The sequence below is a fragment of the Glycomyces halotolerans genome, assembly GCF_054779575.1.
Genome location: NZ_BAAGXZ010000012.1, coordinates 50,496 through 67,032, shown reverse-complemented (window position 1 = coordinate 67,032; position 16,537 = coordinate 50,496). Strand labels below are relative to the sequence as shown.

General features: G+C 70.6%; 15 protein-coding genes. 6 read left to right on the top strand and 9 right to left on the bottom strand.

Annotated elements, in window-relative coordinates:
- Nucleotides 1-266 precede the first annotated feature (266 nt).
- Both ACYVL2_RS11925 and ACYVL2_RS11920 read left to right on the top strand, forming a co-directional pair.
- Nucleotides 267-1,433, top strand: coding sequence for an acyl-CoA dehydrogenase family protein (locus tag ACYVL2_RS11925; protein WP_460543507.1), 1,167 nt, complete (start codon nt 267-269; stop codon nt 1,431-1,433).
- A 124-nt stretch (nt 1,434-1,557) separates the two neighbouring features.
- Nucleotides 1,558-1,839, top strand: coding sequence for a hypothetical protein (locus ACYVL2_RS11920; RefSeq protein ID WP_460543505.1), 282 nt, complete (start codon nt 1,558-1,560; stop codon nt 1,837-1,839).
- Nucleotides 1,840-1,855: 16 nt separating this feature from the next.
- On the opposite strand, the gene egtD is transcribed toward ACYVL2_RS11920, so the two are convergent.
- The 6 genes from egtD to ACYVL2_RS11890 form a co-directional block, all read right to left on the bottom strand.
- Entirely contained in the window at nt 1,856-2,818 is a 963-nt protein-coding gene (egtD, locus tag ACYVL2_RS11915; RefSeq protein WP_460543502.1) for an L-histidine N(alpha)-methyltransferase, read from the bottom strand.
- 9 nt (nt 2,819-2,827) lie between these two features.
- Nucleotides 2,828-3,586, bottom strand: a complete 759-nt coding sequence (gene egtC, locus ACYVL2_RS11910) for a class II glutamine amidotransferase domain-containing protein (RefSeq protein WP_460543499.1) — start codon at nt 3,584-3,586, stop codon at nt 2,828-2,830.
- Nucleotides 3,586-4,905, bottom strand: a complete 1,320-nt coding sequence (gene egtB / locus ACYVL2_RS11905) for an ergothioneine biosynthesis protein EgtB (protein WP_460543497.1) — start codon at nt 4,903-4,905, stop codon at nt 3,586-3,588. Before egtB ends, egtC begins: the two co-directional genes overlap by 1 nt.
- Before the next feature lie 114 nt (nt 4,906-5,019).
- A complete protein-coding gene (gene egtA / locus ACYVL2_RS11900; RefSeq protein WP_460543495.1) occupies nt 5,020-6,288 on the bottom strand; it encodes a glutamate--cysteine ligase family protein in 1,269 nt (422 codons plus the stop codon).
- A 15-nt stretch (nt 6,289-6,303) separates the two neighbouring features.
- The gene (locus ACYVL2_RS11895; RefSeq protein ID WP_460543492.1) at nt 6,304-7,656 is read right to left on the bottom strand and encodes a dihydrolipoyl dehydrogenase family protein; all 1,353 of its coding nucleotides are present in this window, start codon (nt 7,654-7,656) and stop codon (nt 6,304-6,306) included.
- A gap of 75 nt (nt 7,657-7,731) precedes the next feature.
- On the bottom strand, nt 7,732-8,607 hold the full coding sequence (locus ACYVL2_RS11890; protein WP_460543490.1) for a sulfite exporter TauE/SafE family protein: 876 nt from the start codon (nt 8,605-8,607) through the stop codon (nt 7,732-7,734).
- A 217-nt stretch (nt 8,608-8,824) separates the two neighbouring features.
- Between ACYVL2_RS11890 and mdh the strand changes: the two genes are divergently transcribed.
- The 3 genes from mdh (at nt 8,825) to ACYVL2_RS11875 (ending at nt 11,898) form a co-directional block, all read left to right on the top strand.
- Nucleotides 8,825-9,775, top strand: a complete 951-nt coding sequence (gene mdh / locus ACYVL2_RS11885; RefSeq protein ID WP_460543488.1) for a malate dehydrogenase — start codon at nt 8,825-8,827, stop codon at nt 9,773-9,775.
- A gap of 137 nt (nt 9,776-9,912) precedes the next feature.
- Nucleotides 9,913-10,653, top strand: coding sequence for a phosphatase PAP2 family protein (locus tag ACYVL2_RS11880; protein WP_460543605.1), 741 nt, complete (start codon nt 9,913-9,915; stop codon nt 10,651-10,653).
- A gap of 3 nt (nt 10,654-10,656) precedes the next feature.
- On the top strand, nt 10,657-11,898 hold the full coding sequence (locus ACYVL2_RS11875; RefSeq protein WP_460543486.1) for an APC family permease: 1,242 nt from the start codon (nt 10,657-10,659) through the stop codon (nt 11,896-11,898).
- 1 nt (nt 11,899) lies between these two features.
- Here the strand turns inward: ACYVL2_RS11875 and ACYVL2_RS11870 are convergent, their stop codons facing one another.
- Both ACYVL2_RS11870 and ACYVL2_RS11865 read right to left on the bottom strand, forming a co-directional pair.
- A complete protein-coding gene (locus ACYVL2_RS11870; RefSeq protein WP_460543484.1) occupies nt 11,900-12,274 on the bottom strand; it encodes a DUF3263 domain-containing protein in 375 nt (124 codons plus the stop codon).
- Nucleotides 12,275-12,283: 9 nt separating this feature from the next.
- On the bottom strand, nt 12,284-13,069 hold the full coding sequence (locus ACYVL2_RS11865) for an HAD-IIA family hydrolase (protein ID WP_460543482.1): 786 nt from the start codon (nt 13,067-13,069) through the stop codon (nt 12,284-12,286).
- A gap of 151 nt (nt 13,070-13,220) precedes the next feature.
- On the opposite strand from ACYVL2_RS11865, the gene ACYVL2_RS11860 reads away from it, so the two are divergent.
- Entirely contained in the window at nt 13,221-13,808 is a 588-nt protein-coding gene (locus ACYVL2_RS11860) for a heme-binding beta-barrel domain-containing protein (RefSeq protein WP_460543480.1), read from the top strand.
- Nucleotides 13,809-14,109: 301 nt separating this feature from the next.
- Here the strand turns inward: ACYVL2_RS11860 and ACYVL2_RS11855 are convergent, their stop codons facing one another.
- Nucleotides 14,110-16,470, bottom strand: a complete 2,361-nt coding sequence (locus ACYVL2_RS11855; protein ID WP_460543603.1) for a DEAD/DEAH box helicase — start codon at nt 16,468-16,470, stop codon at nt 14,110-14,112.
- Between the last annotated feature and the right edge of the window lie 67 nt (nt 16,471-16,537).

Genomic DNA, 16,537 nt, shown 5'->3' with positions numbered 1-16,537 from the left:
TGTCCTTGCTCGTCGTCGGTGGCCGGTGCGGCGGAGTTCGGTGGCCGGCTGTGTCCGCGGGTTCTCACGAATCCTGGGAGCCGCCTGGGGACGCCCACGGTACGCGCCATCGTATATTGAGCTTCACGCGTGAACCCTCGATGACGTTGCAGCGACACTACGGCGAATTCCGGGTGTTCCGTCTCACCGGCACGGCGTCCGATGCGTTAGACTCGCGCTGGATTACTCACGAGTAACACACCTGACCGTCGAGCCGGGAGCCGCCGATGTCCACCGGGTTCAGCCCCTACCAGCTGCCAGCAGAATACTCCGAAATCCGGAGCGCCACCCGCGACGTCTGCGAAACGGGCGTCGCCCCGCACGCCGCCGAGGCCGACGCCACCGCCTCGTTCCCGACCGCGTCGTACGAATCGCTGCGCGCAGCCGACCTCCACGCCCCCCACGTCCCGGCCGCCTACGGCGGCGCCGGCATCGACGCTCTCGGCACCGCGATCGTGATCGAAGAGGTCGCCCGCGCCTGCGCCTCCTCGTCCCTGATCCCGGCGGTCAACAAGCTCGGCACGATGCCGCTGCTGCTCGACGCCTCGGAGGAGCTCAAACAGCGCTACCTGCCGCACGTGGCCTCCGGCGAGGCCATGTTCTCCTACTGCCTCTCCGAGCCCGAGGCCGGATCCGACGCCGCCTCGATGAAGACCCGCGCCGTCCGCGACGGCGACCACTGGGTCCTCGACGGCGTCAAGCGCTGGATCACCGGCGCGGGAGTCAGCCGCTACTACACCGTCTTCGCCGTCACCGAACCCGGAGCCGGACCGCGCGGCATCTCGGCGTTCGTCGTCGAGAAGGACGACCAGGGCGTATCCTTCGGCGCCCCTGAGAAAAAGCTCGGCATCAAGGGCTCGCCGACCGCCGAAGTCTACTTCGACTCGGTCCGCATCCCCGCCGACCGGCTCATCGGCACCGAAGGCCAGGGCTTCTCCCTGGCGATGCGCACCCTCGACCACACCCGCGTCACCATCGCCGCCCAAGCCCTCGGCATCGCACAAGGCGCACTCGACGCGGCCCGCTCCTACGCCGCCGAGCGCGAACAGTTCGGCAAGCCCATCGCGAGCTTCCAGGCGGTCCAGTTCATGCTCGCCGACGCGGCCATGAAGGTCAGCGCCGCCCGCGAACTGACCTACGCCGCCGCCGCCAGGTCCGAGCGATCGGACGCGGACCTGACCTACTTCGGCGCCGCCGCCAAGTGCTACGCCTCGGACGCGGCCATGGAGGTCACCACCGACATGGTGCAGGTCCTCGGCGGCTACGGCTACACACAGGACTTCCCGGTCGAACGCATGATGCGCGACGCCAAGATCACCCAGATCTACGAGGGAACGAACCAGGTCCAGCGGATCGTGATGGCCCGGGAGCTCCTGAACGGCAAGGCCTTCTGAGCCGGACGAGAGCGACGAGGCGGTACAGGACACCCTGAGTGACTACGGCTTCCGAGTCTGAAGTGGGGCGCGCCCTGGACGGGGCGCGCCTTGCCGTGGCGCGGGTCCGCCGTATGCTCCGCGAATGAGCCGTTTGCGACGCCCCCGCCGCGGACCGGCCGTGGCCGCGAGCGACCTCGCCGCGATCCATCGGCTCTGGATCGAAGACCTGGGGTACCAGGATCTCGACGGCGGCATCTACTGGGGCCGCAGCGACTTCGCGATCAGCCGCGCCCGGGACGGCGACGTCCGATTCAGCGCCGCGCTCCAACCGGAGCGGACGACGATCACCATCGCCGTCGACTCCGGCTGCTTCGAGGACAGCGGCGACGACACCTGGTTAGAGCCGGTCTCCCCGACCGCGTAACGCGGGCCCGTGCCCTCTAACCGAGGGTCGACAGGCTCACGGCGAACCGGTGTTCGGCGTCGGTCCACCAGTGCCGCAGCTCGAAGCCGGCCCGCTCCAGCTCGGTCCTCACCGTGCCGTGCCTGAACTTCGCCGAGACCTCGGTGAGCACCTCCTCGCCCTGATCGAAGTGGACCTCCAGGCCCATGTCGGCGATCTTCACCGAGAAGTCCCTGGTCGCGCGCAGGCGCATCTCGATCCGCTCGCGGTCCCGGTCCCACACGGCCACATGCGTGAAGTACTCGGGATTGAAGTCGGCACGCAGCTGCCGGTTGAGCACGCGCAGGACGTTCTTGTTGAACGCGGCGGTGACGCCGGCGGCGTCGTCGTAGGCGTCGATCAAGGTCCGCTCCGCCTTGACCAGGTCCGTGCCGAGCAGCAGCGCGTCGCCCGGTTCCAGCAGGCCGCGCAGGCTCGCCAGGAAGTCCTCGCGCTGCTCCGGAAGCAGATTGCCGACGGTGCCGCCCAGGAACGCCAGCAGCCGCGGCGCCGGAGACCGCGGAAGTCGCAACTCGGCGAGGAAGTCGCCGACGACCGCCTTGATCTCCATTCCGGGATAGGCCTCGCTGAGCGCCGCGCCGGCCTCCTGCAGAGCGGTCCGGCTGACGTCCACGGGAATGTAGACCTCCGGCTCCAGCGCATCGATGAGGAGCCTGGTCTTCTCCGACGATCCTGAACCGAGTTCGATCAGGCTCCTCGCCCCGGTGGACTCGGCTACCTCGGCCGCGTGCGCGTCGAGGATCTCGCTTTCGGCCCGCGTCGGGTAGTACTCCGGCAGCGTCGTGATGCGCTCGAACAGTCGGCTCCCGGCCGCGTCGTAGAACCACTTGGGCGGCAGCGACTTCGGTCGTCCCGTCAATCCGGCGAGCACGTCCGAGCGCAGTTGCTCGTCGAGGTACCCGTCCGGTACCAGCGCCTCGATGCCGAACCGACCGCTCATGACGACCTCCTATGTCTCCAACTGCGCCGCCACCGACAGGGGACGCACGGTCGCGGCCGTGGCGGTCGCACTGAGCAGATGGTGCTGCGGCACCTCGCTCCAGCCGTCCACATCGTCGCACGGCTCCGAGGCCACCCTGATGCTTCCGTCGCTCTGCCGGTACACCAGGCCGTCGCCCCAGCAGGCGGCCGTGATCGCGCCCCGGTCCATCACCAGCACGTTCAGCCGCGCCTCGGGACGGGCCCTGGCCACCTCGGCGACGACCGCCTCGATCGCGGCCTCGGTACTCTGGCCGACCGACAGCCGCGCGGCGATCATGGCCCACAGCAGCGCCGAGTCGCACATCGCCTCCATCGCCAAGAGCTCGCCGACGCCGAGTCCGGTGTCGATCTGCTCGGGCAGGCGACGCCAGTCGCGCACGACGCCGTTGTGGCTGAACAGCCGTTCGCCGGCGCGGAACGGGGCCGCGGCCCGCTCGTCGAGGGCCGAACCGGTCGTCGCGTCGCGCACCGCCCCCAGCATCGCGCCGCTGCGGATCTGCCCGGCCAGGTCGTCCAGGTTCTCGTCGGCCCAGATCGGCACCGCGCGCCGGTACCGCGACGGGGTCGCCCCGCCGGTCCACCATCCGAGGCCGAATCCGTCGGCGTTGACTCGGCCGTGGACCTGCCGCCGCGGCGCGAACGACTGCTCGTAGAGGCCGTGCGGCGGTTCGATGAGGATCTCGGCGAGCGTTCGAGGCGGCCCCAGATAGGCCAGATGGCGGCACATCAGTCCGCGTCGCGGGCCGTGCGGAACCCGGCGAAGATCTGACGGCGGATCGGGAAGTCCCAGTTGCGGAACGTCGCACGGCACGCGTCCGGGTGCGTCGCGAACGAGCCGCCCCGGAGCACCTTGTACCGGTCGCCGAAGAACACCGTCGAGTACTCCTCGTACGGGAACGGGCGGAATCCCGGATACGCGGCGAAGTCGCTCGCGGTCCACTCCCACACGTCCCCGAGCATCTGGAGAGCCCCGCACGGGGCCCGGCCGGCCGGGAAGGAACCGGCCGGCGCCGGTTCCAGGTGGCGTCCGAGGTTGGCGTGCTCAGCGCCGGGCTCGGCCTCTCCCCACGGGTTGCGGCGCGTCAGGCCGCCCTCGGGGTCCCAGCGCGCGGCCTTCTCCCACTCGGCCTCGGTCGGCAGTCGCCGACCGGCCCAGCGGGCGTAGGCGTCGGCCTCGTACCAGCCGACGTGCATGACCGGCTCCTGCGGTGGAACCGGCTCGGTGCGCCCGAACCGGCGGCGCGTCCACAGCTCGCCCTCCCGCCGCCAGAACAGCGGCGCCGACATGCCGGTCTCCAGCCGGTGCTCCCAGCCCTCGGCGGTCCACCAGCGCGGCTCGTCGTACCCGCCGTCATCGACGAACCGCTGGTATGCCTCGTTGGTGACCGGCGCGGTGTCGATCCAGTACGGGGACGTCTCGACCCAGTGCGCGGGCCGCTCGTTGTCGAGGGCCCAGTCGTCGGTGGAGGTGCCCATCTGGAACTCGCCGGCCTCCACCCGGACTTCACCGCCCGGAACTTCGGCGTCGGCCGATTCGGGCCGGGGCGCGGTCAGGACGGCGGGCCCGTCGCGGAGCTGGTGGGTGGCGAGCATGGTCTCGGCGTGCTGGTGCTCGTGCTGGACGACGAACAGCAGCAGTTGGCGCCGGTCCGGTGCGTCGGCCAGGTCGAGCGAGTCGATGACCTCGATCGTCTGGGCCCGGACTTCGCCGAGGTAACTGCGGGCCTCGGTCGGCGACAGCAGCGGCAGCTGCGGTCGCTCGGATCTGGGGTGCTCGAAGGCGTCGTAGACGTCGTCGAGGTCGGGTCGGATCGCCGGCCTGTCGCCGAGATCCCGGAGCAGATGGATCTCTTCGACGTTGCCCACGTGCGCCAGGTCCCACACCAGCGGCGACATGAGCGGCGAGTGCTGGGCGCGGAGCTGTTCGTCGTCGAGGCAGTCGGTGAGCGCGATGGTGCGCCGGCGCGCGGCGTCGAGGGCCGCCAGCACGCGCACTTTGAAGGCGGTCTGGTCGGCCGCCGCGACGGCGGTTGCGGATTCGGTCATGGCGTGTCCTCCTGGTGGGCGGGGAGTGCGGCCGGGACGGTGGCTGCAGGTTGCGTCATGGCGTGTCCTCCTGGCGGCTGGGGAGTGCGACCGCGACGGCGGTTCCCGGATGCGTCATGGCGTGACCTCCTGGTCGGTCGGGAGCGGTCGCCGCGGGGGCGGTGCGGTGTCGAGTTGGCCGTCGGCGGGGCAGCGGCCTCGGGCGGGGTATCGGAGCGCGTAGTCGGCGACGGCGTCCCGCACTCGCGCCGGCGCATCCGAGCGGTGCAGGGCCTCGGCGGCGGCTTCGAAGCAGGCTTGCGCGGCTTCGCGGACGACCGGGTCGTCGAGCCCGATGCGGGCGGCCAGACGCCAGGAGCGCCAATGCGGCGCCCGGCCGTCGGCGAGCGGTTCGGTGGCCTCCCATGCCGCGATCGTCGCCTTCGGGTCGTCGAAGAGCATGGAGCACAGGGCGACGGGGACGACCCAGTCGCCGGTGTCCTGGGCGTCGATCATGCGCAGTTCGAGCCAGCCCTTCGGCCGGACCGGCGGGAAGAGCGTCCCCAGGTGGTATTGGAGGTCCTCGACGGTGGGTTCGCGCTCGGCGCAGTCGCCGCGCAGCCAGGAGCGGAACGTGAGCCCTGCGGGGGCGTCCCATTCCTGTGGCGGGTCGCGTCGCAGACACAGCACCGGTGCGTCCAGCGCGTACGCGGTCCAGGCGCGGTGCGGTTCGTCGCCGTCGGGCACGGGCCGGGTGCGGCCGGGGTCCAGGCGTCCCCACAGCGCCTGCCTGGTCGACTTCCACCCGGTGGGTCGTCCCCGCATCAGCGCGGAGTTGGCGAACGCGGCGGTCAGAACGGGACCGAGCCGGTGGGCCAGTTCCCAGCGCCGCCGGTAGCCGAAGACACCGTGCTCTTCGCCCGCGTCGAGGTTCACCTGCACCGAGGCGGTCGAGCACATCATCGCCGTTCCGGCCCGGTTCCCGTTGAAATAAGCCTCCATCGCCCGGTAGCGGCGGTCGTCGAGGAGGCGCCGGGGACTGCGGCACGAGTCCAGTCCGCCTCCTTCGAGGACGAGGCCGCGGGACGCCAGGGCCGCCCGGATCGGGACCATGTCGGCTTCGGCGTCGGCGACGCATTCGGCCAGGCTCGCCGCCGGGCTGGTGCTGAGTTCGACCTGGCCCCCGGGCTCGCGGGTCACACGCCCGCCTCCTGGCAGGGATCCGGCCGCCTCCAGCGGGGCGACGGCCGCCCGCGACGCTTCGGGGCTGATCGGCGCGGACCGGTCGTGGGCGTGGCGGACGAGCCACTCCAGTTCCACGCCGATGCGGCCGGGCCTGGCGGCGGTGAAGCAGTGGCCGCCGATGTAGTCCTCGGCCTCCTCCTCGGTCAAGTCGCCGCTCATCGATCGCCGCCGCGTTCAGTCGATGCCGAGTCGCGAGGCAGCCATGAAGAGGCCCTCGCTGAAGGTCGGGAACTGCCCGACCTGCTCCCGCAGGACGTCGATGTGGACGCCGGCTCTGATGGCGAAGGCCGCCAGGTGAATCCATTCGGACGCGAGCGGAGCCACGGCCCAGGCGCCGATGAGGACGCGCCGGTCGGCGTCGGCCAGGAGGCCGAGCGTCCCGGTCGGTTCGCGCTCCATCGTCCAGGGCCTGGCGAGGGCTTCGGTGAGGTCCAGCTCGACCGAGGCCGTCCGCAGGCCCTTCTCCCTGGCCTGGTGTTTGGTCAGCCCGACCGCGGCCACTTCCGGGTCGGTGAACACCACGCGGGGAATGCCGTCGTACCGGGCCGTGTGGGGACGGCCGAGGATCGCGTCGGCGACGATGCGGCCCTGGTATTTGGCGACATGCGTGAACGGCATGACGCCGGTGACGTCGCCGACGGCCCAGACGCCTTCGGTGACGCGGCAGAACCCGTCGACCCCGATCGGCTGCCCATCGGGCACGTGGCGGCCGACCGAGTCGAGTCCCAGTCCGGCGGTGCGGGGCTTGCGGCCGGTCGCGGCGACGATGACGTCGCAGGTGACGGTGATGCCGTCGTCGAGACTGAGGACTCGGGTGCCGCCGCCGTTCTCGAGGCATTTGCCCTGGGTCTTGGTGTGGATCTCGATGCCCTCGTCGCGGAACCGGCCTTCGAGGATCTGGCCGACACGCGGGTCCTCTCCCGACATGAGCCCTTCGGCGAGCTCGATGACGGTCACTTCGCTGCCGAGGCGGCGCAGGTACTGGGCGATCTCGCAGCCGACGGGGCCGCCGCCCATGATCGCGGTCCGCTCCGGGATCCGCTCGGCCGTGGTCGCCTCCCGGTTGGTCCACACGTCCTCACGGCCGAGATCGCGGACGGGAGGGATGACCGGCTCGGAGCCGGTGGCGATGACGATGTGCTCGGCGGTGATGGTCCGGTCGTCGACGGTGACCTCGCCGGGCGCGGTGATGCGGCCTTCGCCGCGGAAGACGGCGGCGCCGCGGTCCTCGTAGCTCTCGCGCTGCTTGCCGTCGTCGAGGCCGCGGACCATGCCGTCGCGCCAGTCCGCCGCCTCCTGCCAGTCGAGGCCGCCGGGCCGCACGCCGGGGGTGCGCCGGGACCATTCGGCGACTTCGGCGGTGCGCAGCAGCGTCTTGGAGGGGATGCAGGCCCAGTAGGCGCATTCGCCGCCGATGAGCTCGCGTTCGACCACGGCGACGCGTCTGCCCGCATCCAGCAGTCGCCCGGCGACGACCTCGCCGCCCGGTCCCGCGCCGATCACGATCGCGTCGAAGTGCTCGCTCATGAACCTCACCCGCTCCGGAAGTCGTCGGTATCCGGGCAGGTACCCGCGGTCGCGGGGGCGTAATCGCCGTCCAGGTCAGGCTTCGGCGGTGGACGGCTTGGAGGGCCTGCCGCCGACCAGGACCACGACCCATACGCCGGCGAGCGCCAGGTACAGCGCCGTGACCAGCGGCCAGGCGAGGCCGAACTCGGTGACGAGGTTCTTCAGGTTCAGGGCGATGACGACCATGCCGATGGTGGTCCCGAGCTTGACGGTGGGGATCTTGCGGGTCAGCCAGGCCGCGGCGGGGGCGGCGATCATGCCGCCGACCGCCATGCCGGCGACCAGCGGCCACAGCACCGTCAGCCCTTGCGGCAGGACGATCCAGAAGCCGATCACGGCCGCGACGGCGGCCGGGAACTCGGCGGCCGAGACCGAGCCGACGACCTGATGCGGGGCCAGCCGTGACGTGGTGAGCATGACCGGCATCGTGACCGGGCCCCAGCCGCCGCCGCCGACGGCGTTCAGGAAGCCGGCGACCAGGCCGGTCGGGGGCGCCAGGGCCGTGCGGGGCCGTTTCGCGGGTTCGGCGTGGTCGACGGTGCGGCCCTTGGCGAACCGCCAGACGATGACGATGCCGAGCGCTACGAGGATGGTGCTGGTCACCGGTGTGGCCGCGTCGAGGGTCATCGACGCCAGCGCCCAGGCGCCGGCGAAGCCGCCGACCGCGCCGGGGATGCCGAGTTTCAGGGCCGTGGGCCAGTGGACGTTGCCGAGCCGCCAGTGCGAGTAGCCGCTGACCAGGTCGCTGGCGGCGGTCGCGACGTTGACCGACGCCGAGGCGACGGCCGGGGCGAAGCCCAGGCCGAGCAGGAAGGTCATGGTGATGGTCCCGTAGCCCATGCCGAGGCTGCCGTTGACCAGCTGGGCCACGAACCCGGCCAGGCCCGACAAGATCATGGTGGTCAGCACTGCGGGAGTCTCCTGTCTTCCTGCGAAGCACCTATACTCCACTTATCTAGTAGGACTTGTCAACTACAGTCCAATTGGCGAGACGTTCGCGCAGACTTCCCGCTAGAACCACGTCAAGAGGGGAGGCGGGGGCCACGAGTCCACGGGGCCGAGTGACCACTTCATGACGGGAGTCATAGCGTGATGGGTGTATTCCTAAAATGCAGAGGAGCATTCGATGGGTAAGAAAGTCACGGTCGTAGGCGCCGGGTTCTACGGCTCCACCACCGCTCAGCGTCTCGCCGAGTACGACATCTTCGACCAGGTCGTCCTCACCGACATCGTCGAGGGCAAGCCCGAGGGCCTGGCGCTCGACATGAACCAGTCCCGCTCCATCGAGGGCTTCGAGACCAAGGTCGTCGGAACCACCACCGACAACGACGGCGGCGGCTACGAGCCCACCGCGGACTCCGACATCATCATCATCACCGCCGGGCTGCCCCGCAAGCCGGGCATGAGCCGCATGGACCTGCTCGAGGTCAACGCGAAGATCGTCCGCGGCGTCACCGAGAACCTCGTCGCCAAGTCCCCGAACGCCGTCATCATCGTCGTCTCGAACCCGCTCGACGAGATGACCGCGCTCGCCCAGCTCGCCTCCGGCCTCCCCAGGCACCGCGTCCTGGGCCAGGCCGGCATGCTCGACACCGCCCGCTTCACCAATTTCGTCGCCGAAGAGCTCGACGTCGCGGTCGGCTCGGTCACCACTCTCACCCTCGGCTCCCACGGCGACACCATGGTGCCCGTGCCCAGCCAGTCCTCGGTCGACGGCAAGCCGCTGGCGGATCTGCTCCCGGCCGAGAAGATCGACGAGCTCGTCACCAAGACCCGCAAGGGCGGCGCCGAGATCGTGGCCCTGCTCAAGACCGGCTCGGCCTACTACGCCCCGTCGGCCGCCGCGGCGCGCATGGCCAAGGCCGTCGCCGAGGACTCCGGCGCGGTCATGCCCGTCTGCGCCTGGGTCGACGGCCAGTACGGCATCGAAGGCGTCTACCTGGGCGTCAACGCCCGCATCGGTGCCGAAGGCGTCAAGGAGGTCGTCGAGACCCCGCTCACCGACACCGAGCTCGCCAACCTCAAGGAAGCCGCCGAAGCCGTGCGCGCGAAGCAGGCGGACGTCGCGGACCTGTAGGAGCGGTCAGCAGGTCGACACCGCCGGCCGGCAAGTGCCTGCCGGGCCGATAACGGTCCGGTATTTCACCGCGATCGCCGGCCCGTATCAGATTGGCGGCGTTTTCTGATGTCGCTAGGCTTACGGCCGTGACCGTCATGGACCAACGTCATACTCGAGCCCCCAAGAGCGACTGGAAGCCGTTCCTGGTCAAACAGCCGCGCTCGTGGGGGCTCGAGATCGCCATGGCCGTGGCGTTCGTCCTGTGGACCGTCCCGCTGACCTGGCCGAGTCCCGTCGTCCACCTCGACATCCGACTCCGCGACTTCTTCGGCGCCCACCGCCCCGACTGGGCCTTCGACCTGGTCGACCAGGCCAACAGACTCGGCCAAGGCGGCGCCCTCGGCGGCATCGCCCTCGGCCTCGCCGCGCTCATCGCCTGGCGGGCCCGCACCGTCAGACCACTCGTGGCCTTCCTGGCGACCTACTTCATGGCCGGATCGGTCCTGATCTTCAAATACCTGCTCACCCCCCGCGTCTACCCCTACTGGCCCGAACGCGGCGACCCGCCCTACGCGGACGCCTCCCAGGCCACGATCTTCACCGCCCTCGAACCGGACCACGCCTATCCCTCAGGCCACGTGCTCAACACGATCGTCTGGTACGGGTTCATCATCCTGCTCGTCGGCGCCGCCATCCGGCCGTGGCTGCGGCACCTGATGGTGTTCGCACCCCCGGTGATCGTGACCTTCTCGACCACCTACCTCGGCTACCACTGGTTCAGCGACACCCCGGCGGGCATCTTCATCGGCGTGCTCATTCTGAGAATCGTCCAACGCATCCGCTGGGGCACAGTCGAACTGCCGCGCTGGCTCGAACCAGAGAAGCGATATCTTTAGGACATGCCCGCACAGTCGCCCCGAAACCGCCCACTCGAGCCCCTTCGGCGCCGACTCGGGCTGCCCTCCGCGATAGTCATCGGCCTGGCGTCCATGCTCGGCGCCGGGGTCTTCTCGGTCTGGGGCCCCGCCGCCGCAGCCGCCGGCAGCACGCCGGCGCTGCTCACCGCTCTCGTCATCGCCGGATTCATCGCCTACTGCAACGCCCGAGCCTCCGCCCGCCTGGCCGCCGTCCACCCGCGCGCCGGCGGCGCCTACGTCTACGGCACCGAGCGCCTCCACCCGACCGCCGGTTTCGCCGCCGGCTGGGGATTCCTGGTCGGCAAGACCGCTTCGGCCGCCGCGATGGCCCTGACCCTCGGCCACTACCTCGTACCCGACCATCCCCGCGTCCTCGGCATGGCCGCGGTGGTGGCCTTCTGCGCGGTCAACCTCCTCGGCGTCAAGAAGACCGCATTCGCTTCGGCGGGCTTCGCCGCGATCACCATCGCCGTCCTCTCGGCGGTCGTCGTCGCCGGACTGACCGGCCCGGTGGCGGTGCAGGACCTCGACGGCGCCCGCCCCTGGGGCGTGCTCACCGCCGCCGGATTCATCTTCTTCGCCTTCGCCGGCTACGCCCGCATCGCCACCCTCGGCGAAGAGGTCAAGCGTCCCGAATGGACGATACCGAGGGCGATCCCGATCGCCCTGGCCATCACCCTGGTGGTGTACGCGATGGTCGCCTTCACCGCATTGATCGTGCTCGGCCCCGGAACCCTCGCCGGGAGCACCGCGCCGCTGGCCGAACTGGCCGCCGCCAGCGCCCCGGCGCTCGAGCCGCTGGTCGCCGTCGGCGCCGGCATCGCCGTCGCCGGAGTCCTGTTGAGCCTGTTGGCCGGCATCGGCCGCACCGCCATGGCCATGGCCCGCGACCGGCGCCTGCCGTCCGGCCTGGCGGCGGTCTCCCGACGCTACGGAGTGCCGTGGGCCGCAGAGGCCACCGCCGGAGTCATCGTCCTCGTCATCGTCGCGACCTTCGACCTCGCCGACGCGATCGGCTTCTCCAGCTTCTGCGTCCTGGTCTACTACGCCGTCGCCAACGCCTCGGCGGCCACACTGAACCCCAGAGCCCCACTGCCGTGGATCGGATTGGCCGGCTGCCTGCTCATCGCCGCGAGCCTCCCGGCCGCCGCGACGCTCGGCGGCCTGGCCGTCTTCGCCGCCGGCGCGATCTGGTTCGCGGTCAGCGAGCGCCTGCGGCGCTGAGTCAACGCTCCCGGCGTCGCTCCCTGGCCTCGCGCAGCCGGCGGATGACCGCGGGCTGTTCCGAGGCGGCCTCCGGGTGGTCGATCAGCCGCGCCAGATGCTGGTAGTACTGCTCGGGCGAGAGCTCGAGCTCATCGGCGATCGCCTGGGTCTTCGCGCCCGAAGCGCGCCACCAGCGCGCCTCGAACTCCAGAATCCGCTGCTCGAGACCGGTGAGCTTCAGCTCCGGCTCGCGCGGCGCCCGGCGCGGGCGATCATCGGAGTTCCCCTGAGGCCCTGCGCTTTCAGGGCCCCGGCGCGGGCGGGGTGCGGGCACGAACTCGTCAGCTTCCCGGCGCTGGCGCGCCGTAGAGGCCGGGGTGCTGCCGGGAGGCATATCGGCTCCTCATTCGATCCAATCGACCAGGTCCGCCACCGAATTCTTCACATGGTTGGGGCGGAAGGGGTATTTCTCCACTTCCTCCATACTGTCAGTGACCCCCGACAGAACCAGGACCGTCTCCAGGCCCGCCCCGAGGCCGGAGAGCACGTCGGTGTCCATGCGGTCGCCGATCATGACCGTCGACTCCGAGTGGGCTTCGATGCGGCGCAGTGCGTTCCGCATCATCAGCGGGTTCGGCTTGCCCACGAAGTACGGGTCGGAGCCGGTCGCCTCGGAGATCATCGCCGCGACCGCGCCGGCCGCCGGCAGGATGCCCTCCAGCGACGGGCCGGTGGCGTCCGGGTTGGTGCAGATGAACCTGGACCCGGCCTTGATGAGCCGCACCGCGGTGGTGATCGCGCCGAAGTCGTAGCGCCGGGTCTCGCCGAGCACCACGTAGTCGGGCCGGTAGTCGGTGAGCACGTAACCGATCTCGTGCAGCGCCGTCGTCAGGCCCGCCTCGCCGATGACGTACGCCGAGCCCTCGGGGCGCTGGGAGTGCAGGAAGTCGGCGGTCGCCATCGCCGAGGTGTAGATCGACTCCACCGGAACGGTCAGCCCCGAGTTCTTCAGCCGCATATGCAGATCGCGCGGGGTATAGATCGAGTTGTTGGTCAGCACGAGGAACCGCTTCCCCGCCGTCTGGAGCTTCTCGATGAGTTTGTTGGCCCCCGGCACGGGGACCCCCTCGTGGACGAGCACGCCGTCCATGTCCGAGAGCCAGCTGTCGAAGGGTCCAGGTGTAGTCATGGAGAACATCTTGCCATCGCGAAAACGAATCGACGAGAGCCGGACGTAAAGTGGTCGCCGTGGAGACGGCACTGACGGCCGTGCTCGTCATCGCCGCCGGCGCGATGGCGGGGGCATTCGGCTACTGGACTATACGAACGGGGAGGAACCGATGAGCGAAGAGCAGCCCGCGGAGTTCGCATCGACTTTCGAGGCGGTCGAGCCCTACCCGTTCGAGGAGACCGCCGACCTGCGGCAGGGCCCGAGCCTGCACGACGACCTGGTGCCGCTGCTGCCGCTGGTCGGCCGCTGGCGCGGTCGCGGCCAGGGCGGCTATCCCGACAGCGAGGACTTCATGTACGCCCAGGAGGTCGCCTTCACCCACGACGGGCGGCCGTTCCTGCGCTACGAGGCGCGGTCGTGGATCATCGAACCCGACGGCAAGCCGATCCGCCCGGCCGCCCAGGAGTCGGGCTGGTGGCGCGTCATCGAAGGCGGCGACCCTAAGAAGCCAGAGGTGGAGCTGCTGCTGGCCCACCCCACCGGGGTTCTCGACCTCTACTACGGGCACGTCGACGGCGCCAGGATCGAGCTGGCCACCGACGCGGTGGTCCGCAGCCCGAAGGCCAAGGAGGTCACCGCGGCCAAGCGCCTCTACGGGATCGTCGAAGGCGCCCTGATGTACGCGGTGGAGATGGCCGCCGAAGGCCACCCGCTGAGCCCGCACCTGTCGGCCCGCCTCGAACGAGTCGCCGGGTAACTCGGGCTGCCGGCGTCTCGGCATGCCAGGCGTGGGCGACCGCGTCGACGCCCCCGGCGTCGACTTCGGTGAGATCGACCTCGACGGACTCGATCGGCACCTCGAAGACCGTCGCGAGGAGGTCCCGCGCCATGTGCTCGACTTCCGGCCGGTCTTCACCCTGCGTCACGGCCCCTTTCGCATCGGGGGATCGCGACGAGTCAGCCGCCTTCCGGCGCCGCTTCCGCGATGGCGCGATACCGCATCGCAAGCCTCCTCCGTCTTTGTTGATCGACTCTCAGCGGCGTGCGCTGGTACGGGTTCAGAAATCCCCGGGCCAGAGGTCCTCTTGCCGTTCGGCTCGCGGTTCGGAGTCCGCTCCGGTTCCCGTTGCGGGGGCGGGGGAGTGGACCACCACTTCGGCGTCCTCGCCGTCGGCCTTCAGGACCGTGTCCAGCACGGCGACCGCGTCGGCCTTGTGCAGCGGCTCGTTGCCGTTGCCGCACTTCGGCGATTGAATGCAGCTGGGGCACCCGGTCTTGCATTCGCACGAGGCGATCGCTTCTCTCGTCGCGCCCAGCCAGTCGGTCCACTTCCGGAACGCCTGCTCGGCGAACCCGGCCCCGCCGGGGTGGCCGTCGTAGACGAACACCGTAGGCAGCTCCGTATCCGGATGCGCGGCCGTGGACAGCCCGCCGATGTCCCACCGGTCGCACGTCGCCACCAGCGGCAGCAATCCGATCGAGGCGTGCTCGGCCGCGTGCAGCGCCCCCGGCAGGTCGCTCACGCCCACCAGCGTTTCCGGTTCGGCCGTCCACCACACCGCCACGGTCCGCAGCGTCTGCGGCGGCAGATCGAGCGCCTGCGTGTCGATCACCTCGCCCGAAGGCATGCGCCGCTTCTGATACGAGATGACGTTCGAGGTCACCTCCACCTCCCCCAGACACAGCGTCACCTCGCCCATCCTGCGGCTCTCCCGGGTCGCGAGGATCTCCAGGTGCGTGATCTCCTGCGCGCTGGTCGTCCACGGCGGCTTCGCGGCGTGGACCAGCGCCAGCCCGTCCTCCAGATCCAGCTCGTCGACCAGATACGACTCACCCTGATGCAGGTACAGCGCCCCGCGATGGACGATGCGGTGCGCCGCCGCGGTGTCGATCGTGCCGATGAGCCGCCCGGTGCTCGTCTCGGCGATGTCCACGGCCATCGGGCCCGACCCGCGCAGGCTCACCTGCGGCCGCTCCGAACCCACCCAGTAGTAGCGTCCGCCCGGCCGGCGCCGCAGCAGCCTGCGCTCGCACAGGTCCTCGACGACCGTTCGACTCCCCGGGATCGCCTCCAGGTCCGACTCCCGCAGTGGCAGCTCCTCCGCGGCCAGGCACAGATGCCCGGACAGCACGTACGGATTCGACGGGTCGCACACGCTCGCCTCGACCGGCCGGTCGAAGATCGCCTCCGGATGATGCACCAGATAGGTGTCCAGGGGATCGTCCTTGGCCAGCATGATCGCCAGCGCCTCGCTCTCGCCGCGCCCGGCCCGCCCGATCTGCTGCCAGAACGAGGCCAGCCGGCCCGGGTAGCCACACAGCAGGACCGCCTCGAGCCCGGTGACGTCGATGCCCAGCTCCAGCGCGTTCGTGGTCGCCACGCCCAGCAGCCTGCCGTAGCGCAGGTCGTCCTCGAGCTCGCGCCGGTGCTCGCGCAGGTACCCGGCGCGGTAGGCCGCGATGCGGTCGGCGGCCGGGTCCGCGCCCAGCCGCGACTTCGCCTCGGCGGCGACGATCTCGGCGCCTCGCCGCGAGGGCACGAACGCGAGCGTCCGAACGCCTCGCTGCACCAGCTGCGCCAGCATCCGGGCCGTCTCGCTCAATGTGGAGGCCTTCTGCGGTTCTCCCTCGATCTCGAAGGTCTCGGGCTCCCACAGCGCCACCTGCGCTCCCGGCGACGGCGACGAGTCTGCGGAGACCGCGACGGCGGGCCTGCCGGTCAGCGTCGTGAGGGATCCGGCGGGGTCGGCGGCCGTCGCGCTGGCGGCGACGACCGTGGGCGAGGCCCCGTAGTGCTCGGCCAGTCGCAGCAGCCGGCGCAGGGTCAGGGCCACGTGGGCGCCGAACACGCCCCGGTAGATGTGGCATTCGTCGACCACCACGTATTTCAGGTTCTTCAGCAGCGAGCGCCACGCGCGGTGTCGGGGCAGCAGGGAGTGGTGGACGAGGTCGGGGTTGGAGAACACGAGGTTCGCGAACCGCTGGGCCCACTGGCGGTGCGCGTACGGGGTGTCGCCGTCGACGATGGCGGGGATCAGGCCGGTCACGTCGAATTCGCCGACCGCTCGCGCCTGGTCGGCCGCCAGCGCCTTGGTGGGGGCGAGGTAGAGGGTGCGGCCGTCGCCGCCTCCGGCGGCCTCGGCCAGGATCGGCAGCAGGTACGCCAGGCTCTTGCCGGAGGCCGTGCCGGTCGCCACCACCACGTCGTGCCCTTCGAAGGCGTGTGTGGCCGCTTCGGCCTGGTGCGGCCACAGCCGCACGATGCCCTGGTCGGCGACGGCCTGACGCACCTCGTCGGGCACCCATTCGGGCCATGGGCTGCCCACCGCCGGCCGCGGCGCCAGACGCCGCAGGTGGCGCAGGCCTTCGTTGTCGGCGCTCAGAGCGCTCAGCAGCTGGTCGGACGGCACGTGACCAATGATGCCGCAGCGGCCCGACGCTCGGTCCCGTGCGGTCGGGGAACCCAGTGACCACTGACGGCTCTCC